General features: G+C 61.5%; 22 protein-coding genes. 13 read left to right on the top strand and 9 right to left on the bottom strand.

Annotated features, from left to right (window positions below; genetic code table 11):
• Positions 1 to 2: 2 nt before the first annotated feature.
• Complete coding sequence (locus ASD83_RS04820; protein ID WP_056308453.1) at positions 3 to 1,442, bottom strand: NAD-dependent succinate-semialdehyde dehydrogenase; 1,440 nt, start codon at positions 1,440 to 1,442, stop codon at positions 3 to 5.
• Between the two features lie 115 nt (positions 1,443 to 1,557).
• Here ASD83_RS04820 and ASD83_RS04815 point away from each other — a divergent pair, with 115 nt between their 5' ends.
• The 8 genes from ASD83_RS04815 (at position 1,558) to ASD83_RS04780 (ending at position 10,937) form a co-directional block, all read left to right on the top strand.
• Positions 1,558 to 2,319, top strand: a complete 762-nt coding sequence (locus ASD83_RS04815) for an SDR family NAD(P)-dependent oxidoreductase (RefSeq protein ID WP_056308451.1) — start codon at positions 1,558 to 1,560, stop codon at positions 2,317 to 2,319.
• A gap of 76 nt (positions 2,320 to 2,395) precedes the next feature.
• Positions 2,396 to 3,424 carry a LacI family DNA-binding transcriptional regulator gene (locus ASD83_RS04810; RefSeq protein WP_056308448.1) on the top strand — a complete coding sequence of 343 codons (1,029 nt, stop codon included), beginning with the start codon at positions 2,396 to 2,398 and terminating at the stop codon, positions 3,422 to 3,424.
• A 166-nt stretch (positions 3,425 to 3,590) separates the two neighbouring features.
• Complete coding sequence (locus tag ASD83_RS04805; RefSeq protein WP_056308446.1) at positions 3,591 to 4,673, top strand: ABC transporter ATP-binding protein; 1,083 nt, start codon at positions 3,591 to 3,593, stop codon at positions 4,671 to 4,673.
• Positions 4,670 to 5,575 (top strand): carbohydrate ABC transporter permease, encoded by a 906-nt coding sequence (locus ASD83_RS04800; protein WP_082560955.1) that lies wholly within the window; start codon positions 4,670 to 4,672, stop codon positions 5,573 to 5,575. Before ASD83_RS04805 ends, ASD83_RS04800 begins: the two co-directional genes overlap by 4 nt.
• A 2-nt stretch (positions 5,576 to 5,577) precedes the next feature.
• On the top strand, positions 5,578 to 6,423 hold the full coding sequence (locus ASD83_RS04795) for a carbohydrate ABC transporter permease (RefSeq protein ID WP_056308445.1): 846 nt from the start codon (positions 5,578 to 5,580) through the stop codon (positions 6,421 to 6,423).
• A 64-nt stretch (positions 6,424 to 6,487) separates the two neighbouring features.
• The gene (locus ASD83_RS04790) at positions 6,488 to 7,801 is read left to right on the top strand and encodes an extracellular solute-binding protein (protein WP_082560954.1); all 1,314 of its coding nucleotides are present in this window, start codon (positions 6,488 to 6,490) and stop codon (positions 7,799 to 7,801) included.
• 83 nt (positions 7,802 to 7,884) lie between these two features.
• Positions 7,885 to 9,390 (top strand): alpha-N-arabinofuranosidase, encoded by a 1,506-nt coding sequence (locus tag ASD83_RS04785; RefSeq protein ID WP_056308441.1) that lies wholly within the window; start codon positions 7,885 to 7,887, stop codon positions 9,388 to 9,390.
• Between the two features lie 35 nt (positions 9,391 to 9,425).
• Positions 9,426 to 10,937 (top strand): alpha-N-arabinofuranosidase, encoded by a 1,512-nt coding sequence (locus tag ASD83_RS04780; RefSeq protein WP_056308439.1) that lies wholly within the window; start codon positions 9,426 to 9,428, stop codon positions 10,935 to 10,937.
• 146 nt (positions 10,938 to 11,083) lie between these two features.
• Here ASD83_RS04780 and ASD83_RS04775 read toward each other — a convergent pair whose 3' ends face one another.
• Positions 11,084 to 11,977, bottom strand: coding sequence for a LysR family transcriptional regulator (locus tag ASD83_RS04775; protein WP_056308437.1), 894 nt, complete (start codon positions 11,975 to 11,977; stop codon positions 11,084 to 11,086).
• A gap of 252 nt (positions 11,978 to 12,229) precedes the next feature.
• Here ASD83_RS04775 and ASD83_RS04770 point away from each other — a divergent pair, with 252 nt between their 5' ends.
• Genes ASD83_RS04770 through ASD83_RS04750 form a run of 5 tightly spaced genes read left to right on the top strand, consistent with a single transcriptional unit; the run spans position 12,230 to position 17,886 of the window.
• On the top strand, positions 12,230 to 13,498 hold the full coding sequence (locus ASD83_RS04770; RefSeq protein ID WP_056308435.1) for an ABC transporter substrate-binding protein: 1,269 nt from the start codon (positions 12,230 to 12,232) through the stop codon (positions 13,496 to 13,498).
• Between the two features lie 24 nt (positions 13,499 to 13,522).
• Entirely contained in the window at positions 13,523 to 14,455 is a 933-nt protein-coding gene (locus ASD83_RS04765; protein ID WP_082560953.1) for a carbohydrate ABC transporter permease, read from the top strand.
• Between the two features lie 8 nt (positions 14,456 to 14,463).
• Positions 14,464 to 15,309, top strand: coding sequence for a carbohydrate ABC transporter permease (locus tag ASD83_RS04760; protein ID WP_056308433.1), 846 nt, complete (start codon positions 14,464 to 14,466; stop codon positions 15,307 to 15,309).
• Between the two features lie 56 nt (positions 15,310 to 15,365).
• Complete coding sequence (locus ASD83_RS04755) at positions 15,366 to 16,871, top strand: sulfatase (RefSeq protein ID WP_056308431.1); 1,506 nt, start codon at positions 15,366 to 15,368, stop codon at positions 16,869 to 16,871.
• A 10-nt stretch (positions 16,872 to 16,881) separates the two neighbouring features.
• On the top strand, positions 16,882 to 17,886 hold the full coding sequence (locus tag ASD83_RS04750; protein ID WP_056308429.1) for an ABC transporter ATP-binding protein: 1,005 nt from the start codon (positions 16,882 to 16,884) through the stop codon (positions 17,884 to 17,886).
• Positions 17,887 to 17,968: 82 nt separating this feature from the next.
• Here ASD83_RS04750 and ASD83_RS04745 read toward each other — a convergent pair whose 3' ends face one another.
• From ASD83_RS04745 to ASD83_RS04715, 7 genes are all read right to left on the bottom strand, one after another.
• Positions 17,969 to 18,358: a RidA family protein gene (locus tag ASD83_RS04745; protein ID WP_056308428.1), complete on the bottom strand. Its 390-nt coding sequence runs from the start codon at positions 18,356 to 18,358 to the stop codon at positions 17,969 to 17,971.
• Positions 18,359 to 18,457: 99 nt separating this feature from the next.
• Entirely contained in the window at positions 18,458 to 19,183 is a 726-nt protein-coding gene (locus tag ASD83_RS04740) for a GntR family transcriptional regulator (RefSeq protein WP_056308426.1), read from the bottom strand.
• Between the two features lie 87 nt (positions 19,184 to 19,270).
• Entirely contained in the window at positions 19,271 to 20,434 is a 1,164-nt protein-coding gene (locus ASD83_RS04735) for a pyridoxal phosphate-dependent aminotransferase (protein ID WP_056308424.1), read from the bottom strand.
• Between the two features lie 42 nt (positions 20,435 to 20,476).
• Positions 20,477 to 21,757, bottom strand: a complete 1,281-nt coding sequence (locus ASD83_RS04730; RefSeq protein WP_056308422.1) for an NAD(P)/FAD-dependent oxidoreductase — start codon at positions 21,755 to 21,757, stop codon at positions 20,477 to 20,479.
• Between the two features lie 2 nt (positions 21,758 to 21,759).
• Entirely contained in the window at positions 21,760 to 22,716 is a 957-nt protein-coding gene (locus tag ASD83_RS04725; RefSeq protein WP_056308420.1) for an ABC transporter permease, read from the bottom strand.
• Positions 22,713 to 23,651 (bottom strand): ABC transporter permease, encoded by a 939-nt coding sequence (locus ASD83_RS04720; protein ID WP_056308418.1) that lies wholly within the window; start codon positions 23,649 to 23,651, stop codon positions 22,713 to 22,715. The genes ASD83_RS04725 and ASD83_RS04720 overlap by 4 nt, the downstream gene beginning before the upstream one ends.
• Complete coding sequence (locus tag ASD83_RS04715; protein WP_244489097.1) at positions 23,648 to 25,513, bottom strand: ABC transporter ATP-binding protein; 1,866 nt, start codon at positions 25,511 to 25,513, stop codon at positions 23,648 to 23,650. Before ASD83_RS04715 ends, ASD83_RS04720 begins: the two co-directional genes overlap by 4 nt.
• Positions 25,514 to 25,517 lie beyond the last annotated feature (4 nt).

Below are 25,517 nucleotides of genomic sequence, written 5' to 3'. Positions count from 1 at the left end.
GATCAGGCGCTCTGGCGGTGAATGAACTTGGTGTTGAGGTAGTCGGTGATGCCCTCGCTACCGCCTTCGCGGCCCGAGCCGCTGGCCTTGATGCCGCCAAATGGGGCTTCGGCCGTCGACACCATGGCGGTGTTGACCCCAACCATGCCGGCCTCGAGCTTGCTCGCGACATGGTCGAGTTGGCGCTCGGAGCGGCCGAAGAGATAGGCGGCGAGGCCATATTCCAATCCATTGGCGCGGGCGATGGCATCGTCGGCCGATTGTATGGGCACAATGGCGGCGATGGGCGTGAATGGCTCTTCGCTCAGCACTTGCGCATCTTGGGGAATATCGACGAGCACCGTGGGTTCGAAGAAATAGCCGCGATTGCGCCCGTCAGGCCTGCGTCCCCCGGCAGCGATGTGTGCACCCTTGCCCACGGCATCGGCAACCAGCCTTTCGGCCCGTTCGCGCTGCCGCGGGCTGATTTGCGGGCCCATGTCGGTATCCGGCGCCAGGCCATCGCCGAGGCGAATGGCTTGTGTGCCCGTGACAAAGCGTTCGGTGAAATGGTCGATCACGGCCTCATGCACGTAGAAGCGACTGGGAGCGGTGCAGACCTGGCCGGCATTGCGGAATTTCGACGCCACCGCGACTTTGGCCGCAGCGTCCACGTCGGCGTCATCGAGAACGATGAAGGGTGCATGTCCACCGAGTTCCATGGTGAGGCGCTTCAAAGTATCGGCGCATTGGCGAATGAGGATCTGGCCGACGTGTGTCGAGCCGGTGAAGCTGACCTTACGCACCTTTGGAGAGGCGATCAGCGGCGCAATTACCGCGTCGGGCTCGCCGAACAGCAGGTTGACTACGCCGGCCGGGACGCCTGCATCATGGCAGCAGGCAACGAGAGCAGCAGCGGAGGCCGGGGCCTCGCTGGCTGGGCGCAGGATAATGGCGCAGCCGGCGGCAAGGCCACTGGCAAGCTTGCGGGCAGGCAGGCTGAGGGGAAAATTCCATGCCGTAAGAGCGAGAACCACGCCCACCGGCTCGCGCCGTATATCGAAGCGCGAATTGGGCCCGCGACCTTCCACTGTCTGGCCATAGACGCGGCGGGCCTCGTCCGCACACCAGTCGAAATGATCCGCGGCGTTCTGTACTTCGGCAAGGGATTCGGCCAAGGGCTTGCCCGTTTCAAGCGTAATGGTCGTGGCGATGGACTGGCGCCGTTCGTGGATGAGCGCGGATACGCGGCGCAGCACGGCGGATCGCTCCCACGGACTGGCAGCGGCCCATATGCCCTGGCCGGCTTCGGCTGCACGTAGGGCGTCGGCGACGTCTTGGCTGCCGGCGCTGGCGACGCTGCCCAATACAGCCTCGTTGGCAGGATTAATCACGTTAAAGACCGGCGTATCGCGGGGCAGGCGGGCTGAACCGCCGATGAAAAGCTTTGGCTGAATGTACATGGGTCACTGCGGATTGAAGCCTCGGACGCTACGAATGTTATCCAAAGCGAGATGTATTGCAAGCGCTTGCAAAATACTGGTAAGGATTGGGCAAAGAGAACACCGGGAGGTCTTCGTGGCATTCGCAGTCTATCCAAGTCTGGCAGGGAGAACGGTGATCGTGACCGGCGGGGCGAGCGGCATCGGCGCCGCTATCGTCGAGAACCTGGCCCGCAGCGGATCGACGGTCGCCTTCATCGACGTCGCGGTTTCCGAGGGTCAGACACTGGTGGAGTCGGTTGTCGGCAAGGGCTATCCGCGGCCGGTTTTCATAAACTGTGACCTGCTTGATCTCGACGCAACCAAGGCGGCAATCGAGCGTGTGGCGGTCGAGCTCGGCCCGATCAAGGGCCTCGTCAATAATGCCGCCAATGACCTGCGGCGCCCGATGGAGGAAACCGGCCCCGCCGAATTCGAATGGGCCATCAACGTCAACCTGCGGCATGTCTACTTCTGCACCAAGGCGGTTCTGCCCTATCTGGAAGCCAGCGGCGGCGGTTCCGTCGTGAATATGAGCTCGCTCGCCTGGGTCAAGGGAACCCTGGATTTACAGGCCTATTCCGCCGCAAAGGCAGGCATCATCGGGCTTACGAGCTCCCTGGCGCACAAGGTGGGACAGCACAATATCCGTGTTAACGTCATCACTCCCGGCGCTGTGATGACGGAAAAACAGAAGCGCCTCTGGTTCGATCGGCGAAGCCAGGAGACAGTGCTCAACGCGCAATGCATCCGCGAAACCGTCGTGCCCGACGACATTGCGCGCATGGTGCTTTTCCTCTTGGCGGACGACAGCCAGCACATCACCAAGCAGAACTTCGCGGTTGACGGCGGACGATAGGTATCGTCGTCATATTGCATGCGCCTGCAAAACTCTGCTTTATCCGCAGTTCCTAACACGAAGGAGGTGGGATCGCATGAGTGAACACGGTGCAACGCGGGCAACGACCGCCCAGGATGTCGCCGACCTCGCCGGCGTCTCAATTTCCGCGGTTTCCAGGGCTTTTACTCCGGGCGCCTCGGTTTCCAAGCAGACGCGATCCCGCGTCATGGAAGCCGCCGAAAAGCTCGGCTATACGCCCAACCTCGTGGCGCGCAGCCTGGCGACCCAGCGCTCGGGCATTGTTGGGTTGGTCATGGGGGACATCCGCAACCCCTACTATCCCGAGGTCATAGATGCGCTAAGCCGCCGGCTGGCCAGCTCCGGTTTTCGTACCATGCTGACGACCGTTTGGGGTGACGTGACTGTCGATGATGTCGGGCCGAGCCTGGTGCAGTCCAAGGTCGATGGCGTCATCATCGCGTCGATTGCCGAAGCCGATCGCCTGGGCGACACGCTGTTCAAGGCCGGAGCCGCGGTGGTGCTGTTCAATCGTTCAACACTGGCCTCGGAGAGCCTGAGTTCGGTGCGTTGCGAAAATGTCGAGGGCGGCAGGAGCGTCGCGAATTTCCTGCTTGATCGAGGACTTACCCGTCTCGCCTATATCGCCGGCGTGGAGCATATCTACACCACCCAGGAGCGCGAGGCGGGCTTTGTCGGCCGGATTACCGAGCGCGGCCACCAGCTCCACGCTCGCGAAACCGGCGACTATACCTATCAAGGGGGCTTCGATGCCGCGCAGCGGCTCGCCAGTCTCGACGTGCCGCCCGATAGCGTCTTCTGTGCTAACGACATCACCGCCATTGGCGCTATCGATGGTTTCAGGGCACTCGGTTTGCGCGTCCCGGACGACATTTCGGTGGTCGGATTCGACGACATCGAACTGGCCTCCTGGCCGCCGTATCGGTTGACGACCGTGCGGCAAGACAAGACGGCGCTGATCGAAAATACCGTCGGCATGCTGGTGCAACAAATCCGTTCCGGCGAGCGGACGCGCCAGATCAAGCTGGTCCCCGTGGCCATTGTCGAGCGCAATTCCGTCGTGTCAAATCGGGTCGCTGGATGACACGAAAGCGTGCTTCCAAAAAGTTTTTTGCAAGCGCTTGCAAAAATGAATCGCTTATGATGTAGTTCCTTCAACGGCCGAGAGAGGGCAGCAATCGCCCCCCATCCAAAAGGCGGTCGTCTGGCGCCGGCGACATATTTCGCCGGCCGCTGACAGGGGGGATTCAATGTCGAGAATTGATCTCGTTAACATCAACAAGAAGTTCGGCAGCTACGAGGCCATTGCTGACCTTTCGCTTGCGATCGATTCCGGCGAGTTCGTCGTTTTTCTCGGGCCCTCCGGTTGCGGCAAGACCACGCTGCTTCGAATGATTGCCGGCCTTGAGGCGGTGACGGCGGGCGAAATCCATATCGGGGATCGCCGTGTGGAACACCTGCCGCCCGGCCAGCGTGGCGTGGCCATGGTGTTTCAAAGCTACGCGCTTTATCCGCATATGACGGTAGCGCAGAACATGGCCTTCGGCCTGCGCAATATCGGCACCGAAAAATCGGTGATCGAGGCCAAGATCGCCGAGGCTGCGCGCATTCTCCAGCTCGAGACGCTGCTTGATCGCAAGCCCGGCCAGCTGTCGGGCGGCCAGCGCCAGCGCGTGGCCATTGGCCGGGCCATCGTCAAAAGCCCCGAAGTCTTCCTGTTCGACGAGCCATTGTCCAATCTCGATGCCATGCTGCGTGCCCGCACCCGCGTCGAGATCGCGCGCCTGCACCAAACCCTGGGCGCCACCATGGTCTTTGTGACCCATGACCAGATCGAGGCCATGACCATGGCGCAGAAGATCGTGGTCATGAGCAATGGCAAGATCGAGCAGGTGGGCGCGCCCCTCGATATATATCGGCGTCCGGCGACGCGCTTTGTCGCGTCGTTCGTCGGCGTGCCGGCGATGAATTTCCTCGATGTGTCCAACACCGAAGCGGTTCGCGGCAAGCTCCATGTCCGTGTGGGCGAGACGATGATCCCCACGGGCGTGCCTGCTGCAGGCCTGTCGGGTCCGTTAACGCTGGGAATTCGTCCCGAGGCGCTGCGCGTTGATGCAAACGGCACCATTGCCGCCAAAGTCGATGTTGTTGAGCGGCTGGGCGATAAAACCATCATCCATGCCATGCTGCCCGGCGGCCAGGCCGTGGTCGGCGAGGATGGCGACACGAGCGCATTGACCTTCGGCGACCAAGTTCGCTTTTCCGTCGATAGCGCCCGTACGCATGTGTTCGACGCAGCGGGCAGGGGGCACCATGCCGAGGTGGCGCCATGAGCCGAACCTCTCAACCGGGTGCGCGCGCGCCAAAGCTGCGGACCTGGCACTGGCCGGAACTGCTGTTCATTGCGCCTTTCCTGATCCTCTACGTCACCTTCCTGCTTTTCCCCATGGCCTGGGGATTCTGGATGAGCTTCAACTATTACGACCTGTTCGCGGGCTTCTCGGAATATATCGGCCTTGAGAACTACCAGCAGCTGTTCGCAGACCAGATCTATCGCCGGGCGGTGGTCAATACCTTCGTCTTTGTTGCCATAACAGTTCCACCATTGGTGATCCTGGGGCTTCTGATTGCGTTGGTGCTGAACCGGCAGACCTGGTGGAGCGCCGTGCTACGCACGCTGTTCTTCGGCTCCACAGTGCTTTCGGTGACCATCGTCACACTGATTTGGCGCGGCGTGTATCTGCCGCAGAAGGGTCTTCTGGACAACTTTCTCAATGCCATCGGCGTCGGCGGCATCGGCATTCTGCAAGACCCGAACCTGGCGCTCGTTGGCATTGCGGTCACCACCGTCTGGTGGGGCATAGGCCTGCCCATGGTGCTGTTCCTTGCAGCCCTGCAGCAGGTGCCGGGCGAAATCTACGAGGCGGCCAAGCTGGACAATGCCTCGCCCTGGCAGACCCTGTGGTCCATCACCATCCCCTCGATCTGGCGGACTGTGGTGCTCGTGATCATCATCCAGATCATCGCCCATTTCCAGGTCTTCGGGCAGATCAACCTCATGACCGGCGGCGGCCCCAATAACAGCACCCGCTCCATGGTCCAGTTCATCTACGAGTCTGGCTTCCGTCAATGGACTGCGGGCTTCGCCTCGGCCGCGGCGCAGGTGCTCTTCGTCATCATGGTCATCGCCGCCGGCCTGCAGTTTTGGGCCAGCCGCCGCAAGCAGGAGTTCTAGTCATGGCCACAGCTGGCAAGACGGTTGGAATGCCCCTGGGCGAGCGTCTAGCACTGATCGCGGTGATCCTGCTCGCCATCCTGTGGTTGCTGCCGTTGGTGTGGGTGACCGGGGTGAGCCTGAAGAACAATACCGAGCTGGTGGTGAACCCCGGTGCCGTGTTCAGTGCGCCCTATACCATCCAGAATTACATCGACCTGACAAAGACTTCAGCGCTGGGCACTTGGTTCCGCAATAGCCTGATCGTCTCGCTGAGTCATACCGTTCTGGTGCTGATCGTTTCGTGCCTTGCCGGCTACGGCTTTGCCCGGATCGAGTTTCCTGGCCGGAATGCGGTGTTCATCTTCTCGCTGGTGGGGCTGGCCATTCCGGGCCAGGCCATCATCGTGCCGCTGCACAGCTTCTTCAACGCATTTGACCTGCACAACACTTACGCCGCGCTGATCATTCCGGGCATCGCAACGCCTTTCGGCATCTTCCTGATGACCGCCTATTTTCGCGCTATTCCAGCCGAGATCGAAGAGGCGGCACGGCTCGACAATGCCTCGCGGTTCAAGATTTTCTGGGCCATTGCGCTGCCGCTGGCCGTGCCGGCTATGGCGACCCTGGGGATATTCACCTTCCTCGGCACCTGGAACGATTATCTCTGGCCGCTGATCTCGGCGACGCGGCCCGAAATGTACACGCTGACGGTGGGACTAGCTGCAACCCAGACCAATATCGATCAGTCCGAAGGTCTTGGCTACCTGATGGCGCAGTCGGTCTTTGCCGGCCTGCCCATGCTGATCCTCTACATCTTCTTCCAGAAATACGTGGTGCGCGCCGTCGCCGGCGCCGCCATCCGATAAGCGCGGTTAGCCGTGCCAGAGGGCCGCCACAGGCGGCACAACAAGACCCAAGGGAGGGTTCGTCATGAAGCGACTAAAGGCGCTATCTATGCTCGGCATTGTTGCCGCGCTCCTGACCACCACGGGAGCACAGGCGCAGACGGAGGTACGGTTTGCCCGGTTTTTCGGGGCCTGCGAGGCCGATTTCGGCACCAACCTGGATCCGTCGCTGCCGTCCAACGAATGCGGCGTGATCACGACGCTGACCAATATCTTCAATGCGGAGAACCCCGACATCAAGGTTGTGCCCGAGATCGTCGAATGGGGTCCCTATTACGAGCAGCTGGCGGGCCGTATCGCCACGGGCGACGTGCCCGATATCTCGGTGATGCATGGCGACATGCTCATCAACTTCGTCAACCGCGGCCTGATCGAGCCGCTTGATGCCGCGCTTGGGGAGGCCGGCATCGACGTCGATGATATCGCCGAAGGCCCGCGTGAGAACGTGACGATCGATGGCCAGATCTACGCCCTGCCGCAGGATTTCGTCACCTGGCTGTGGCACACCAATTCGGGCCTGATGGCGGAAGCGGGCCTTGGCGAAGTCAATGCACCGGTCTATCCAACCTCCGCCGACGAACTGCTGGCTCAGGCCCGTCAGTTCAAGGAAGCCACCGGCAAACCCTATCTGGCCCTGACGCTCGATCCCACCAGCGCTGCCCGCACGCTCTATACGCTGATGCTCCAGAACGGTACGCCGCTTTTCCCCGACTCGATCAAGGTCATCGACCTGCATTCCGAGGCGGCCAAATCGGCCATCACGCTGCTCAAAAGCATGATCGATGAAGGCCTGATGGTCATCAAGCCGGACTGGGCTACCGCGTTCACCGACTTCTCTGGTGGTGCATCGGGCAATATGCTCGGCGGCACCTGGCAGATCGGCGATCTGGTCCGGTTGAGCGAGCAGACGGGCGGCCAGCTCGATGGCTACGTGGCCCATCCTTTCCCGGCCGTTTTTGGCGAGCCGGCCGTGTGGACCGCCAGCCATTCGTGGGTGATGCTGAAGGGCGGCGCCGCTACGCCTGAAAAGCGTGCAGCCTCGCTGAAATTCCTCAAGTTCCTTTTCGACAACAACATTCACTGGGCTCGCACCGGCCACCTGCCGATGCGCACCTCGCTCATGACCAGCCCGGAATTCACATCCATGCCCTATCGCCTGGACTTTGCGTCCGTGCCGTCGATCGCCCAGCACATTCCCAAGGATGTCCTGCAGCAGCGCATCATCATGCCCTTCATCGGCGAAGAACTGCTGGCCATCTTCCAGGGGCAGAAATCCATGGACGACGGCATCGCCGCCGCCGAGGAACGCGTGAACACCTATCTGGCGCGACTGCGCTAGCCGAACCGGCGCCGGCCGCCTGGGAGCGGCCGGCCAACCCCGAGACATTTGACGAATGCGCCCGAAGCGCCAGGAGCCTTGCTATGACTAAAGCCAGCGTCATTGTGGACAAGGACTTCGTCCTGTCCGACCTCGACCGGCGGATTTTCGGCCAGTTCGCGGAGCATATGGGCCGCTGCATCTATGGCGGCCTTTATGAGCCCGGCCACCCAACCGCCGACGAACACGGTTTCCGCCAGGACGTGATGGAACTGGTCAAGGAACTGGGGGTCACCATCGTCCGCTATCCGGGCGGCAATATGCTCTCCGGCTACAACTGGGAAGATGGGGTCGGCCCCAAGGAAAACCGCCCGCGGCGCCTCGAGCTCTCCCGCTTCGTTACTGAGACCAACCAGATGGGCACGGACGATTTCATCGACTGGTGTCGAAAGACCGGCATCGAGCCCATGCTGGCCACTAATGTGGCCTCGCGTGACCTGAACGGAGCTTGGGGACACGTCGAATATTGCAACATCCCCGGTGGCACGACGATGAGCGACAAGCGGCGGGCCAATGGCTACGAGGAACCGCACAACGTCAAGTTCTGGTGCATCGGCAACGAACCTGACGGCTTTTGGCAGATCGCCCAGAAGAGCGCCAAGGAATACGGCCGCATCGTTGCCGAAGCCGCCAAGATCATCAAATGGATCGACCACGAAATCGAGGTCGCCGCCTCGGCCTCGTCCAATCGCAACATGCCCCATTATGGGGACTGGGAGCGGACCATTCTCGAGGACGCCTTCGATTATATCGATTACCTGGCCCCGCACACCTATTTCAAGAACGACCCGGACACGATGGAGTTCTTCGCCAATATCGAGCTGATGGATGCCTATATCAAGGAAACCGTGGCCATGTGCGACGCGGTGGCCGGACAGCGCCGGTCCTCCAAGCGCATCATGTTGTCCTTCGATGAGTGGAACATCGCGGCGCGCTGGAAGCCCGAGGACAAGAAGGCCAAGCCGGGTGAATGGCCCGATGTGCTGCCCATCATCGAGGATGTCTACACGGTCGAGGATGCGCTGCTGATCGGTGGCACGATGCAGACCCTGATCAACAATGGCGACCGCGTGAAGGTCGCCTGCTTTGCGCAGATGGTCAACGTCATCGCCCCGATCATGACCGAAGATGGCGGCCCGGCCTGGCGCCAGACCATCTTCTGGCCGCTCGCACTGGCGAGCAAATATGGCCATGGCAAGATCCTGAAGCAGGTGGTGTCTTCGGAAAAGACGGCCACCAAGGCCTGGGCCGACATGCCCTATCTGGTCTCGACCGTGCTGCATGATGATGCGACCGGCCAGACCGTGATTTTCGCGCTCAACCGCAACCTCAAGGAGCCGATGGAGCTCTCGGTGGCGCTGAAGGGGCTGGGGGAAGGGCGCAGCGTCGTCGCCACGCACGAGATCGCCAATGACGATCTCAAGGCCACCAATACCAGGGACAATCCGGACAATATCCGGCCTGGCACCATCGCCTCGGTGCGTGTTGACGGTGAGACCGTCAGTGCCACGCTCAAGCCTGCGTCTTGGAACGTCATCGTCATCAATTAAGCCTTCAAGGAGGAGCGCTGCGGCGCGCCAAGTCTATGGTCAAAGCATCCGTAACCGTCAGTGCCGACTTCGTCCTTTCCGACATCGACCGGCGCATTTTCGGCAATTTCATCGAGCAGATGGGCCGCCAGGTTCTGGGCGGTATCTACGAACCCGGCCACCCGACCGCCGACGAAAAAGGCTTCCGCCACGACGTCATCGATTTGGTCAAGGAACTCGGCGTCACCATCGTGCGCTATCCGGGGGGCAATATCCTCTCAGGTTACAATTGGAAAAACGGCATCGGTCCGCGGGAGGAGCGGCCACGTACGCTATGCCTGTCACGCTTCACCATCGAAACGCATCAGGTCGGCACCAATGAATTCATCGACTGGTGCAAACTCGCCGATGTCGAGCCCATGCTGGCGATCAACCTTGAATCCGAGGGCTTCGACAGCGCCCGCGAATATGTCGAATATTGCAACCACAAGGGCGGCAGCCAGTGGAGCGATCTGCGTATCGAACATGGCTATGCCGAGCCGCACAAGGTGCAGGTCTGGTGCCTCGGCAACGAGCCGGACGGGCACTGGCAGATTGCGGCCCACTCGGCCGAGACCTATGCGCGCATCGCCACCGAAACGGCCAAGGCCATCAAGTGGATCGACCCCAACACCCAGCTGACGCTCGCGCCTTCGGCGGCGCGCAGCATGCCCTATTATGGCGAATGGGAGCGCATCGCGCTGGAAGATGCGTTCGACTACGTCGATTTCATTGCCCCGCACATGTATTTCAAGGACGACCATAAGGACACGTCCGAATACCTCGCTTGGGCCGACCAGATGAACGGCTACATCAAGGAAATGGTGGCGATGTGCGACGCCGTCGCCGGCAAGAAGCGCAGCCAGAAGCGGATCATGCTGTCCTTTGACGAGTGGAACATCGGCGCCCGCTGGCCGATCGAGGAGAAGCGCGCGGTCCCGGGCGAATGGCCCGAGCGCATCACCATTCTCGAAGAGGCCTATACGGTTGAGGACGCACTGCTGATCGGCGGGGCTATGCAGGCGCTGCTTAACAACGCCGACCGCGTCAAGGTCGCCTGCTTCGCCCAGTTGGTGAACTGCATTGCGCCGATCATGACGGTCGACAACGGCCCGGCATGGCGCCAGACCATCTTCTGGCCACTGTCGCTGGCGAGCAAATATGGTCACGGCCAGGTGCTGCAACAGGTGGTGGACAGCCCCAGCTACAAAGCCAAGACCTGGCATGACGTGCCTTACCTGCTCTCGACGGTCATCAATGACCCCAAGACCGGACGCACGACCATCATTGCCGCCAACCGCCACCTGACCGAGACCATGGACCTGACGGTGCTGCTCAAAGGCCTGGGCCAGGGACGGCGCATCAGCCACACCCATGAGCTGGCCAATGACAATCTCAAGGCCGTCAACTCGGCCGACGATCCCGACAACATCGTTCCCGGCGAAATCGACGTGGTCGAGCTGGCCGGAGAGCAGCTCACGGCCAAGCTCAAGCCAGCATCCTGGAACGTCATCGTCATCGACCAATAGCTCGCTTTTCCTCCGCGTCCTCCCGGGCGCTAAGCGGGCCTCATCCGGGCCGCTGCAATCTCCCGCAGCGGCCCGGTTCCATTGGTCTTCGCATTCCGGATTTCACGGGCATAAAATTGAGGCCGCTGATCCGCCCTGGTCAGAACCTACTCGACTACGGGCAGGCGCAGTTTGGATACGGTCTGTTTAGCCACCTGCAAAAAATCGCGTACTGCTGGGCGTTCGAGCGAACGAGAGGGGATGATAACGCCGGAATCGTCCGCCCTCCCGGCATCGCCGATATTGAGCGCCTCAATCCCAAATGTCCTGAAGAGGCTTTGAAAGCCGCTGGACGCCGACATCAGGAAGGGTGAGCGCCGTAGGAGCAGTAGTGCATTCATCATCGTGTCGACCCGAGCCGCAAAATCGCGCGACTGTCGCCCCAGGCTGCCCGGCCCGGCATCGTCTTCGTAGCCCGGACTGATCCAGCGATGGGCGAGCATTTCCTCGAGGCTGACAAGCTCGTGTTGCCGCAAGGGATGGTCTTGGTCACTGTAGATAAAGGTCGCCTGGCGCACGAGCGGTTGGAATTCCACTTTCACCAATGGGCTGTAGCGCGTCGAAAACGTGCCGAAAACCAGGTCGTAGATGCCGTTGCGAAGGCCTTCGAGTCGAACGCCTTCGTCGGCGATTTCGACATGCACCACCACCTGCGGATGGGTCAGCGCAAATTCGCGGGTCACCTCCGGGAGAATGGTCAGGCCCCACAGATCGCCGGACGCGATCCGGATCGCGGCCTTGGCGCGGCCCTGCAGCTGTTCAATCTCCTCGCGTGCCTCATCAAGGGCTGGGAGTACCCTCACAGCGCGGCTATAAAGGGCCGAGCCATATGGGCTGAGCGAAACACCGGCGCCGTTGCGCACGAACAGGGGAACGCCATAGCTGTCTTCGAGTTTCTGGATCGCTCGGGAGAGGGCTGGCTGCGATATGTTGAGATGCTTGGCGGCCGCTGAAATCGAATGCCGGCTAGCCACTTCGACGAATTGCCTGAGCTCGCGCAAAGCCTGCCCTCCTATGCAAAATACGCATAACGTATCCGACCTTTGCATTTGACGTCCAGCCTATCGGCTGTACTCAATGTGATCGGAGGAGCTGTCTATCTGCGATTTCGGTGCCACGTACCGGCGCGATACCCAATACCCGAATGAGACCTGAGGAAGGGCGTCGATCGGATTTCGCATATCGAGACAGGCTGCCAAAAACAGATAGCCGATGTCAACGGTCAGGGCGTCACGCCCGGGTGGAGGAATGCAATGAAGAATATAGCTTGGCGGCGCGCGGCGCTGATGAGTACGTGCCTTGTCGCACTTTCGGCTCCGAGCCTGGCACAGGATCAGGTCAATCTGATCTTCCGCCAGTTCGACCCGCCGACCGAGACGGCAGGCCTTCAGTCGGCCATCGACGCGTGGAATGCAAACAATGCCGATATCCAGGTACGGATGGAGACCATGGCTGGCGGCGACACGCTGGCGCAATTGGCTCGCGAAGTGCCCGCCGGCGCCGGTCCGGACATCCAGCACATGGCGTTCGTTTGGACGCGCGACCTCGCCAAGTCCAACCTTCTGCTCGAACTCGGGCCATTGATCGAGGCCGACGCTCCAGGATCTGGTATCGACGATTTCCTCGCGCTTGAACTCGCAACGCTCGATGGCAAGATCTACGGCATGCCCTGGTCGGCCGACACCTTCGCGATGGCCTATCGTCCGGATTTGCTGGAAGCGGCAGGCGTAACACACCCTGACACCTGGGAAGAGCTGACGAGCGCTGCGCAGGCCCTGAGCAATAGCGATGGCCAGTTTGGCCTCTGCTTCCCAGCCGGCAGCTCGCCCGATAGCGGTATGTGGACCCTGGTCAACTACTACCTCTGGTCCAATGGCTCGACGCTCATCGACGAGACTTCGCCCGGCGTTTGGGAGATCACCGCGACTGCCGCGGACATTGCTGCGGCGATGACCTATTTCAACAATTTCTTTGCATCGGGAACGGCGCCGGAAAGCCTGATCACCGTCAACAGCTGGGGCGATCCCGAGCTGATCGGCGGCCTTGGCCGCGGCGATTGTGCGATCACCTTCTTCCCGCCCCAGACATTCAGGGCCGCGCAGGGACAGTCCGAAATGCCATTGCTCACCGGCATGATCCCGGCCGGTAGCGAAAAGCGCATTTCCCACCTCGGCGGTCGCGCTCTGGGCATCAATCCCAATACCAAGCATCCGAAGGAAGCCTGGGCTTTCGTTCGCTATCTCCTGAGCCCGGAAACCTTCAAGACCTACAACCAATATCCGGCGCAGAAATCGGTCCTCGATGTGCTCGATTTCCCCGAAAACGAGCAGGGTTATGTCGATATGCTGCCGCAGGCTCAGACGTTCGAGCGCTATATTTCGTCGCCCATCGCGGTTTCGAGCATGACCGGCCTTATCAATCGTGAGTTCGGCGCGGTGTTCTCCGGCCAGCGTTCGCCGGAAGAAGCGAGCCAACTGGTACTCGACGAATTGCAGACGCTGCTGACGCGCGGCAAGTCCTGACCTTTCCCAAGGAATATCGCGGCCATGTCCGTTCTACCAACCAGCGCGCCGGCTGAAGAGCCGGCGCATGTCTGGGGCAAGAAGCTGGAGCCCTACCTGCTGGTCCTTCCGGCCATGCTCATTCTTGCCTTCTTCTTTGCCGGCCCGGCTATCTACAATATCGCCCTGGCGTTTCAGGAGTTAAGCCTGTTCGACCTTGGCCGCGAAGGCCGGTGGGTCGGTTTCGACAATTTCGCCGAAGTGCTCACCGATCCATCGACCGGCCAGTCGCTGATCAACACCACGGTGTGGCTGACCGTGGTCACGGTGGTGCTGCGTCTGGTCCTGGGCCTTGGTCTTGCACTTTTGCTCAACGCCACTGTGTTCTCTCGCTGGAAACTTGGCTGGCTGGTGCGCTCGCTGATCCTCGTGCCCTGGGTCACCCCGCCCGTGGTGGCCGTCGCAGCCTGGAAATGGCTGCTCGACGCGCGCTACGGCGTCGTCAATCAATTCCTCGTCGGCATCGGCGCGATCGAGCAGGGCATCCCCTTCCTTGCCCGCACCTCGACGGTCTGGGGCGCCATCGAAACCATGTTGATCTGGCGCGAACTGCCGTTCGTCGTCATCACCATCCTCGCCGCGTTGCAGTCCATCCCCAGTGAATTACGCGAAGCGGCGCGCATCGACGGCGCCAATGAATTCCAGATTCAGACGCGCATCGTCCTGCCGCTGTTGAAGCCGGTGCTGGCGGTGATCACGCTCCTGACCACCATCTGGACCTTCAACAATTTTGTCTATGTGTGGCTCGCGACCCGTGGTGGGCCCGGCGACTATACTCAGGTGCTCGCCACCCAGATGTATACGACGTCCTTCGTCGATTATCGCATGGGTGCCGGCGCAGCCGTCGGCGTCGTCATGAGCCTCATCATGTTCGCCTTCGCCCTCATCTATTTCTTCGTGATCTTCCGAGAAAAGTGAGGCGCGTCATGGCAAATCAATCCATCAATAGCCATCCGGTCCGCGATCTCGTCACCGTTGTCCTCGGTGTCGGTCTCCTGCTGATCCTGGCTTTCCCCTTCATCTGGGTGGTGCTGATTTCCTTCCGTCCGGAATCGGAGATTTTCACCCGCACCTTCCAGCTGATCACCACCTTCACGCTCGACAACTACGCTATGCTGCTCGAGGGGTCGCCATTCCCGACCTATCTGCGCAATAGCCTCGTGGTTTGCACGGTCGCCACAATCGTCGCGGTGGTCATTTCCATGGTCACGGCTTATGGCTTCTCGCGAAACCGGCGGTTTCGTGGGCGGCAGACGCTGCTGATCATGGTGATCGCGACGCAGCTCTTCCCCTTCGTCATCCTGATCACTCCGCTTTATGCGACCTTCTTCTCGCTGGGCATGATCAACAATCCGCTGGCGCTGGTCATTTCCTATATCGCGGTGAACCTGCCCTTCTGCATTTACATGCTGCTCGGTTATCTCGATACGATCCCGCGTGACCTTGACGACGCAGCCCGCATCGACGGCGCCACGACCCTGCAGATCATCTTCCGGGTTATCCTTCCGGTCGCCTGGCCCGGCATCGTCACCGTGGCCGTCTATGCCTTCGTATCGGCCTGGGACGAGTTCCTGTTCGCGCTGACGCTCATGACCTCGGACGAGAACAAGACGGTTCCAGTCGGGCTCGCGGGGTTCTTCGGGGAATATACCACCCAATGGAACCTGGTGATGGCAGCCTCTGTCGTATCCACCCTGCCGACCTTGATCATCTTCATGTTCCTCCAGCGCAAGCTCGTGTCTGACCTTTCGGCCGGCGCCGTCAAAACCTGATGGCGGAGGGGCCTTGCCCCTTCGCCCGGACCCTCATTCCCGTACTGGCTTTCCATATGAATATCATTCTTGTGCTGATCGATAGCGTCAACCGCAATGCCCTCTCGCCCTATGGCGGCACGGAATATGCGACGCCGAACATGCAGGCCTTCGTCGATCGCGGCGCCTGGCGCTTCGACAATCACTTCACCGGCAGTCTGCCCTGCATGCCTGCCCGCCGCGAAATGTTTTCCGGCACCATGAACCTGCAGTGGCGCCCCTGGGGGCCGTTGGAGCCGTTTGACCTACGTCTGCCCAAACTGCTCGAAAAGGCCGGCTATTCCACCGGCATGGTCACGGATCACTATCACTACTGGGAAGAGTCGGCGAACGGCTACATCCAGGGTTTCCAGAGCGCCGAACTGGTGCGCGGGCATGAGCTCGACTTCTGGAAGCCGCTGCTGCCCGATACCGACCTGCCGCAATGGGTGCATAATGTGGAGAAGTGGCGCCCCGGTTATGGTCACCGCTACTATTCCAACATCGCCGAATTCAAGGATGAGAAGGACTATTTCTCGGCGAAGGTGATGAACGGCGCCTGCGACTGGCTCAAGGCCCCCAAGCAGGACAATCCATTTTTCCTGCAGGTGGAATGTTTCGACGTCCACGAACCCTTCGACGTGCCTGAGCCCTACGCGTCCATGTATGGCCAGGGGACGGATCGGGACAAATACACGCTCTGGCCACCTTATCAGAATGCCGCCAGCCAAGCCGAATTCCTCTCGACCACAAGTGAGGAGGAGCTTGCCTATATCCGCTCTCAATATGGCGGCAAGATCACCATGACCGACCACTGGTTCGGCAAGCTCATGCAGACCATGGACGATCTCAAACTCTGGGACGACACGATCGTCATCGTCACCACCGATCACGGTCATGACCTGGGCGAGCGACACGGCTTCGGCAAGCAGTATCCGCACTTCGACAGCCACGCCAATATTCCGCTGTTGGTCTGGGATCCACGCCACAAGGCTGATGGTCGCGCGGTAACCGGGTTGACCAGTACGCTCGATATTTTCGGCACCGTTCTCGACGCTGCGGGGATCGACCTACCACCGGGCACGCATTCTGGCTCCGTCCTGCCGCTCATGGCGGACGGGGGTTTAGAGGGGCGCGAGGCGGTTCTCTATGGCATTTTCGGCAATGGCCTTTGCTGCACCGACGGCGAATGGACGCTCATCCAGCCGCCTGACCGCAGCAAGCCGCTGTTTGCCTATTCATCCATGGTCCCAACGACCATCATCGCGCCGGACAAACCCGTGGACCAGGGCCAGTTCATGCCCAATGTGGATATCCCGCAGTGGAAGATACCGTTCACCGAAGACGGGCCGACGGATCGAAGGCCGCTCGACAGTGAACCGTTGCTGTTCAACCGGGTGGCCGATCCGGGCCAGGTCCAAAATTTGGTTGAAGAACGGCCGGACGAGCTTGCCCGCATGCGGCGCTTGATGCGGGAAACCCTGGCCGGCTACGGCGCCCCTATCGAACTCTTCGACCGCCTTGGCCTTTCGACCCTAACCTGAGGAGGCACAATTGGCTTCGATCGAACTGAAAAACCTCCGCAAGTCCTTTGGTGCCTTCGACGTCATCAAGGGGATCGACCTCAGAATTGAGAAGGGCGAGTTCATGGTGTTCGTCGGCCCCTCTGGGTGCGGCAAATCTACCCTGCTGCGCCTGATTTCGGGGCTCGAGGATATCACCTCCGGCGACATGATCTTTGACGGCAAGCGGGTCAATGCCGTCGCGCCAGCCAAACGCGGCATCGCCATGGTGTTCCAGTCTTATGCGCTCTACCCGCATATGAGCGTCTACGACAATATGGCCTTCGGCCTGACGCTCGAACGCGGTCACAGCAAGGAAGACATCCGCAGGCGCGTTGAAAAAGCGGCCGACATGCTGCAAATCCGGCCCTATCTCGACCGCTTGCCCAAGCAGCTATCGGGCGGGCAGCGGCAACGCGTCGCCATCGGCCGGGCCATCACCCGCGACCCCAAGGTTTTTCTGTTTGACGAGCCGCTGTCCAATCTCGACGCCGCACTGCGCGTGGCGACCCGTATCGAGATCGCCCGGCTCCATGCCGACATGGACCAGGTGACCATGGTCTACGTCACCCACGATCAGGTTGAGGCCATGACCCTGGCCGACCGCATCTGCGTCTTGCGCGATGGCCTCATCGAACAGGTCGGTACCCCGCTCGAACTCTACGAGCATCCCGCCAGTCTCTTCGTGGCCGGATTTATCGGTTCGCCGAAGATGAACTTTTTGACCGGTCCGAAGGTGGAGGCCTATGGCTGCGCTACCCTTGGAATTCGCGGCGAGCACATGACAATTCGGCCCGACGGCATTTGGGAAGGGACCGTGATCCACGCCGAGAACCTGGGCTCCGATGCCTATGTCTATCTCGATATGGGCGAGGCGGAGCCGGTCGTGGTGCGGGTGGATGGCACTGCCACGGTGAAAAGCGGCGAGGTGCTGCGTGTCTCACCGCTCCAAGAGCGCCTCCATCGTTTCGACGCTGCGGGCAGGCCGATACGGTGATCTGCGCTAGCCCGCCAAGGAACGCCCGCTTATGGCCTGCTCGCGCTGGTCCAAAGCCCTAACGACGCCCATGGCCGTGCGATCAGTCTCCGCGCTTGCGGGCGGTGACCTCGATCTCGACTTTGATCTCTTCGACCGGGAAGCCGCAGATGATCGTTGTATTGGTGGGGCGTGGATCCGAAAAGGTTTCGCCCAGCACTTTCGAGACCGTCATCACATCCTGCCGTTCGGCGATATAGACATTGAGGCGGACGATGTCGGCAAGGGTGGCGCCGGCTTGGTCAAGAGCCTTGGCGATGGTGCGAAGCGACTGGCGCGTCTGCTCTTCCGGGTCGGGCGAGATGGAGCCGTCCGCATTATGGCCAGCCGTGCCAGACACGAAAACCCACTCGCCATCGACGACCGCGCGCGAATAGCCCGCCAGCTTCTCGAATTTCGATCCGGACGAGATCGCCCAACGGTCCGTCGACATATTTGTAACCTCGGCTGTCAGTGCGTGATCGTATGATCACGGGATTTAGTAGCGTGTAAGGGTGCTGCGCCCGGTTTGGCGTGCAAAGGGGCACTTGGCTTACGGTGTATTGGTCGTGCTGTCTTCGGCTGCAAGAATATCGAGCAGCAAATCTTGGGAGGCTCGAATGTCGGCCTCACAGGCATCGCCCAGAGCCTTCCAGTCGCCATTCTTGATGGCATGGATCATGGCGGCATGCTGGTCGGTAAAGCCCGAGCGATGCTCGGTCTTGAGCAGTTCGCTCATCCTGTCGGAGAGAAAGCGAACATAGGGTCCCGAGCGCAGCCAGAGATTTTCGATCTGGCTCATCAACACGACGCTGCCCGAGGCGCGGTAGATATGGAAATGGAAGGCGCGGTTTGCAGCGGTCATTTCGATATTGTTTCCCGCGCTGGCGCTGGCGCGGTGGTGGTTGAGGATCTGCTCAAGGGCGACGACGTCGTCCTGCGTGAGCAAGGGGCCGGCTATGCGCGCGGTGGCGCCTTCAACGATCATGCGCGCCAGGGTGATGTCGCGCAGCTCCGGGGCCGTGATGGCCGGAACATAGGCCGTGCCGGATGCGGAAATGCTCAGGGCATTCTCGGACGCAAGCCGCCGCAGCGCCTCGCGCACCGGCATGTGCGATGTGTGAAATCGCTCGGACAGGGAAGCGATCGTGAAGGATTTCCGGGCCTCGAACGCGCCCGACATCAAGGCATCGCGCAATTGCTCATAGACGAGGTCGTGTACAGTCTTTCGCGAAGAAACTGGTTTCAGCTCGCCGGTTGAGAACTTGCTTTCGAGCAATCGAATATCCTTTCCCAAGTGCTGCTGACCTTATGGTCTTTGCTAGTATGAGCAACGGACACTAACCGCAACTCGGAAATGCCAGGTTCAGAGGCCCCTGACGAAGGCTGCCACGCGGTCCAGAGCCCGATCGATCTCGTCCAGCGACAAGGCCCCGAAACATAGCCGGAGGCGTCCCTCGCCGGCCGCGCCGTAAAAGCTTCCGGCCTCGACGACGACGCCCGCCTCGTCCATCAGGCGTTCGGCCATATTCTGGGCTGCCAGGCCGAGCGCGGAAATGTCGGGGAAGGCATAGATGGTGCCCTGCGGCCAGGGGCAGGTTACCCCCGAAATCTGATTGAGACGGGTGACGACGCGGTCTCGCTTGGCCCGGTCATCCGCGATCAGTTCCGCCAGCACGGCCGGGTCGCCACTGAGCGCGGCTAGGGCGCCTTCCTGAATGAAGGTGTTCACATGAGTTACGTCATTGGCGGTGATCTTGAGGATCGCGCCAATGGCCGCCTTTGGAGCGGCCAGATAGCCGATGCGCCAGCCGTCCATGGCGTAGCTCTTGGTGAAGGCGAAAAGGGTGACGGTGCGCTCGGCCATGCCGGGAAGCGCGGCAATAGAGATGTGTTCGGCCTCGTCATAGACGATCTCTTCATAGACCTCGTCCGACACCACGATCAGGTCGTGGCGGATGGCGATATCGGCCAGCGCCGTCAGCTCTTCGCGCGTATAGACGCGGCCGGTCGGGTTGCATGGGTTGATCAGGACGATCATCTTGGTGCGATCGGTGATGCTGGCTTCGATCGCAGCCGCGTCGATGGCATAATCGTTCGCTGCGTCGAGAGGCACTTGCACCGGCACGCCCCCCGCCAGCTCGATCTTGCCGATGTGTTGGGGGTAATAGGGTTCGAGCAGGATCACCTCGTCGCCTTCGTCAATGAAAGCCATGAGGGCGGCATAGGAGCCATGGGTCAGGCCATTGGTCACCACGACCTGGTCGGGCGTGACGTCCATGCCGTTCTGACGGGCGAGTTTGGCCGCAATAGCCTCGCGGAGGGGTAGAATGCCGGGCAGGTCCGAATAGTGGACCTTGCCGGCCTGAATGGCGGCGATGGTCGCGTCCTTGATATGCTGGGGCGTGTCGGCAAAGGGCTTGCCCAGTTCCATATGGATCAGGTCGTCACGGCCGCTGGCGGCGGCGCGCGCATACATGCCGAAGGATTTTTTGGACGTCCCAGTGATGCGGCGGGCGAGTTGCTTCATGTTATAAATCCTGACGGCATTCGTGGCCGCTATGCTGTTCGGTCATTTGGCCAGCTTGTCCTTCAGGCGAGCCTGGATAAGGGCGGCCGAAGCGACGATTGGCGTGAATTGGTGAAAGGGCAGGGGGCGGAGCGGCCGCACCGGGATAGGCAGATGGTCGAGGCTTTCCCCCAGGGCGGCGTGGGCCAGAACCCGCCCGAGCTGGGCCGTCATCGCTATGCCGCGTCCATTGCAGCCAATGCCGCCAAACCATCCCTCGCCGAGCTGGTGGAGGCGCGGCAGGAAATCGGGCGTCATGGCGGCGACGCCCGTCCAGACGACTTCCGGGGTCACCGCCTGCGGCAGGTCGAGCTCTTTGCTGAGGCGGTCGGCAACGGCGCGCCCGAGCCGGTCAAATGCCCCGAAAGGAATAGCGGCCATGCCGCCACTGATCAGGCGATTGTCCCGGTCGAGCCGATAGGTGAAAAGGTTTTGTCTCGTATCGCCGACGGGCCTGCCGTCGGGGGCGATCCGTTTGACCGTGGCGGGATCGGCCGGCGTCGTCGCGATCTGATAGACCCTCAGGGGCACGGCCGAACGGCCCATGCGCGAGGCCGCGCCGATCGTAAAGGCATTGGTGCACAAAAGCACCTTGGCGGCAGTGAGTGTCGCGCCCGAGCGCATGGTGAGGCGCCAGCCTGCGCCGTCGCGGATGACCTTTTCTACGCATTGTCCTTCGTGCACGGTGCCGCCCCGGCGCCTGACGCTTTGACCAAGCCCACGAAGATAGTCGAGCGGGTGAATGGTGCCGCCTTCTTCATCGAGCAGCGCACCCGCGTAGATGTCCATTCCCGTCTGCTGGTGGGTTTGGTCGGCATCGAGAAACGAGACCGGCCGCCCCAGTTCGCGCCAGAGGGCGGCGCGGGCCTTGAGCATTTCGGCGCTCGCTGCCCCATAGGCGGGATTGAGCCAGCCGGTCTGGCGCGCATCGCAGCTGATGCCATCCTCTTCGATGGTTCGGAACACCGCATTGGCACCATCGCCCACAAGGCGAAGCAGCGCATTGCCGCGCTCGGTTCCCAGTTTTGCCCGGACGGCATTGGGGTCCGCCTTGGCAAAGTTCGGAACCACGAAACCGGCATTCATGCCGCTGGCACCGGCTCCGATCTTGCCGGCTTCCAATACTGCGACGGAGCGGCCGGCGATCAGCAATTCGCGCGCGGCCGTCATGCCGGTGAAGCCGCCGCCGATGATCGCGACATCGACTGCCTGCGGAAGCGCGGTGTCGGATTCCGCCGGCAGTCGCGCCGTGCGTGTCCACAGAGTGTCCTGGGTGTGGTTCATGGTCAGGTCCGAATGCGCGGATCGAGCAGGATGTAGAGAAAATCCACGATCAGGTTGGCGATGACGATGAAGAAGCCGGCCAGCATGACGACGCCAATGATCACGGGTCGATCCTGGGTCTGCACCGACTGGACGGCTAGCGAGCCGATGCCCTGAAGGCCGAAGACCTGCTCGGTGACCAGAGCGCCTCCGAGAAGCGCCGCGATGTCGGCGCCGAGCTGAGTCGTGAGGGGCGAGAAGATCGAGCGCACGCCATGCTTGTAGACGACCTTGCGCTCGGACAGGCCTTTAGCCCGGGCCGTGCGGATATAGTCTTCGCCCAGCACTTCGAGCAGCTGTCCGCGCGTCAATCGCGCATAGATGGCGGCCGAGGTTAGCGCCAGCGTGAACCAGGGCAGCATCAGGTGCCAGGCCCAAAGGCCGGGATTGTCGAGGAACGGCCGATAGCCACCTGGCGGGAACAGGGTGAAACCGGCCTGGCGTGGCACGAAATAGAGGAAGTACAGCGCCGCCATGCCCAGCACGAAAGATGGGAAGCTGACGCCGATCAGGACAAACCCCTGGCCTATGCGGTCGGCAAGGCTTCCCGGCCGGCGCGCCGACATGATGCCGATGGGAATACCCATCAAGAGCCAGAGAATGACGGCCCCGACGCACAGCGAAATGGTCGCCGGCATGCGGTTCTTGATCAGCTCGAGAACGGGCTGCTGATTGCGGTAGGAATAGCCGAGATCGCCGCTGAGGCTGCGGCCGACGAAGCTGACATATTGCTCGATGATCGGGCGGTCGAGACCTAGATTTTCGCGCACCATGGCGACCTGCGCCTCGGTAGCGCGCTCGCCGGCAACGATGCGCGCGGGATCGCCCGGCGCGACGAAGAAGAGGGTGAACACAAAGCCGCTGAGCATGATCAGCACAAGCGCAGCAAAACCGATCCGGCTGGCGATGAAGGAGATCATGACGCAGCTCCCGCGGATTGCTTCTTTTTCTTCTGCACCTTGTTTCGCATGCTGGCCGGGTCGAGCGCGTCGCGCAGGGCATCGCCCAGGATGTTGAAGGACAGCGTAGTGAAAAGCAGCGCTAGACCCGGGAAGAGCACCAGCCACCAGGCGAACATGTAGATGGAGTTGTTGGCGGCCTCCGCCAGCATGCCACCCCAACTCGGTGCCGGCGGGACGATGCCGAGACCGAGGAAGGAAAGGGTGGCCTCGAAAATGATCGAGGTGGGGACCATCATGGTTGTGTAGATGATGATCGGCGCGCCGAGATTGGGCAGGATGTCGGTGAACATGATCGAGAGGTGCCCTGCGCCCATCGAGCGGGATGCCAGCACGAATTCGCGTTCCCTGAGGGACAGCACCTGTCCGCGGATGACACGGCCCATCGTCGTCCAGGAAAAGAACACGATGACGATGAGGCTGAGGGTCATACTTGGCCCGAACACGGCCACGAGCGAGAGCATGCAGAGCAGCACGGGGATACTCATGACGAGATCCATGAGACGCCCCAGCACGACATCGATCCAGCCGCCGAAATAACCCGCCACGAGCCCGACGGTTACGCCGATGATGGCAGCCAGCAGCGAGGCGACGACGCCGATGGCGAGTGATATCCGGGCGCCATGGGCGAGGCGCACGAGCACGTCACGCCCCAACTGATCGGTGCCGAACAGAAATTCTCCGCTGGGCGGTACTGGCAGGCCCGTGGGCGTAAGGCCGGTGGCGAGGAACTGGGCAGTCGCCGAGTGACCGGTCAGCGCCGCAATTCCATCGGCACCGACAGCCGCCACGACGAGGGCGATGATGAATACCATCGATACCAGTCCGGCGCGGTCCGAGAGGAGCCGGCGCAGGGTCAGTTCCAATGAGCCACGCTGCTTGATTTCGGGGTTCATGGCGTCACTCCCTGAGAGAGGGGCGCTGCAAACTCGCCGCCGCTCTTGCGATAGTTGGGGTCGGCTGCCGCCAGCAATTCGCGGGTATAGGGGTGTTGTGGCTGGTGATAGAGCGTCTCGGTGTCGCCACGCTCGACCACTTCTCCAGCCTTCATCACGATGATCTCGGAGCTGACATGCCTGACGACCGCCAGGTCGTGGGAAATGAAGAGATAAGACAGCCCAAGTTCGCGTTGCAGCCGGCCGATCAGGTTGAGGATTTGCGCCTGGATCGACACATCGAGAGCGGAAACCGGCTCATCGAAGATGATGATCGAGGGGTTTAGGGCCAAGGCGCGGGCAATGCCGATGCGCTGCCGCTGGCCGCCGGAAAACTCCGAAGGAAAGCGATTATAGTGCTCGGGATTGAGCCCGACGATTTCCATGAGGTCGCGAACCCTAGTCTTCCGCTCGGCACCATGGGCGACATTCTGGATGCGGAAAGGATCGCCGATGATCGATCCGACGCGCCGGCGCGGATTGAGCGAGCCGAAGGGGTCCTGGAACACCATCTGCACGCGCTTGCGCATGTCGACCCAGCTGGCCCGATCGAGATCGATGACGCTTCTGCCTTCGATGGACACATCGCCGGATGTGGGCGGCAGGAGACCCGCGATGATGCGGGCAAGGGTCGACTTGCCGCAGCCGCTTTCACCGACAATGCCCAGCGTGGTGCCGCGCGTCAGTTCAAGGCTGACGCCTTTCAGCACTTCGAGGCCGGGGTTTTTGCCAAAGAGGGACCGGCCACCATAGGTCAGCCGAACGTCGGAAACGCTGACGACGATGTCGCTGCTCTTCGTGGGTGCCTCGGGTTCGCCTGGAGCGGCGGGAAGAGCGGTAGCAGTATGCGCCGCCTTGTTCTCCAGCCAGCAGAGCGAGCGCGTGCCATCGGCGAAGTCGCGCAGGGGCGGCCGCTCGCTGCGGCATATATCCATGGCGGCCGGACAGCGCGGGGCAAAGGCGCAGGCCTTTTGTTCAATGAGAAGGCTGGGCGGCTGGCCGGGAATGGAGGGCAGGGCGCCGCGGGATTCGTGGCTGGGCGAAGAGCGCAGCAGTCCCAGGGTGTAGGGATGGGCGGGGGCGGTGAGCACGGCCTCGCCCGGTCCCAGTTCCATGCGGTTGCCGGCATACATGACCATGGCATGGTCGGCGATGGAAGACAGCAGTTCGAGATCGTGCGTGACCATGATGATCGCCGTGCCCAACTCGCGGCGCATCTGATTGAGCAGGTTGATGATCTGCGCCTGCACGGTCACATCGAGCGCTGTGGTGGGTTCGTCGGCGATGAGGAGGGCCGGGCGCAGCACGATGGCCATGGCGATCATGACGCGTTGGCGCATGCCGCCCGAGAACTGATGGGGGTAATCGTGGACGCGCTTTTCCGGCTCGTGAATGCCGACACGCCCGAGGATTTCGATTGCTTCGGCCAAGGCTTCGGCTTTGCCGACCTTGCGATGCGTATGGATGGCCTCGGTGATCTGCGCGCCGATCGTATAGAACGGATGGAGGCTCGAGAGCGGGTCCTGCGAAATCATGGCGATGCGATTGCCACGCAAACGCTGCATTTCCCGCGGGGAAAGCGTCAGCAGGTTGCGGCCTTCGAACAGGATCTCGCCCGAGATGACGGCGCCGGGCAGCAGCCCCATGATGGCCTGGGACAGGACGCTCTTGCCCGATCCGGATTCGCCGGCAATGCCGAAGAGCTCTTCAGCTTCCACATCGAACGAAACGTCGCGGGCGGCATGGACGTGTCCGTCCCCGGTGGGGATGTCGATGTTCAGGTTGCGAACGGAGAGAACGGTCATAAGCGGATGGGTTGCCAAGGAG

It is taken from the genome of Devosia sp. Root685, from assembly GCF_001427875.1.
Lineage (GTDB): Bacteria > Pseudomonadota > Alphaproteobacteria > Rhizobiales > Devosiaceae > Devosia.
This window is presented reverse-complemented; position numbering and strand designations above follow the sequence as displayed.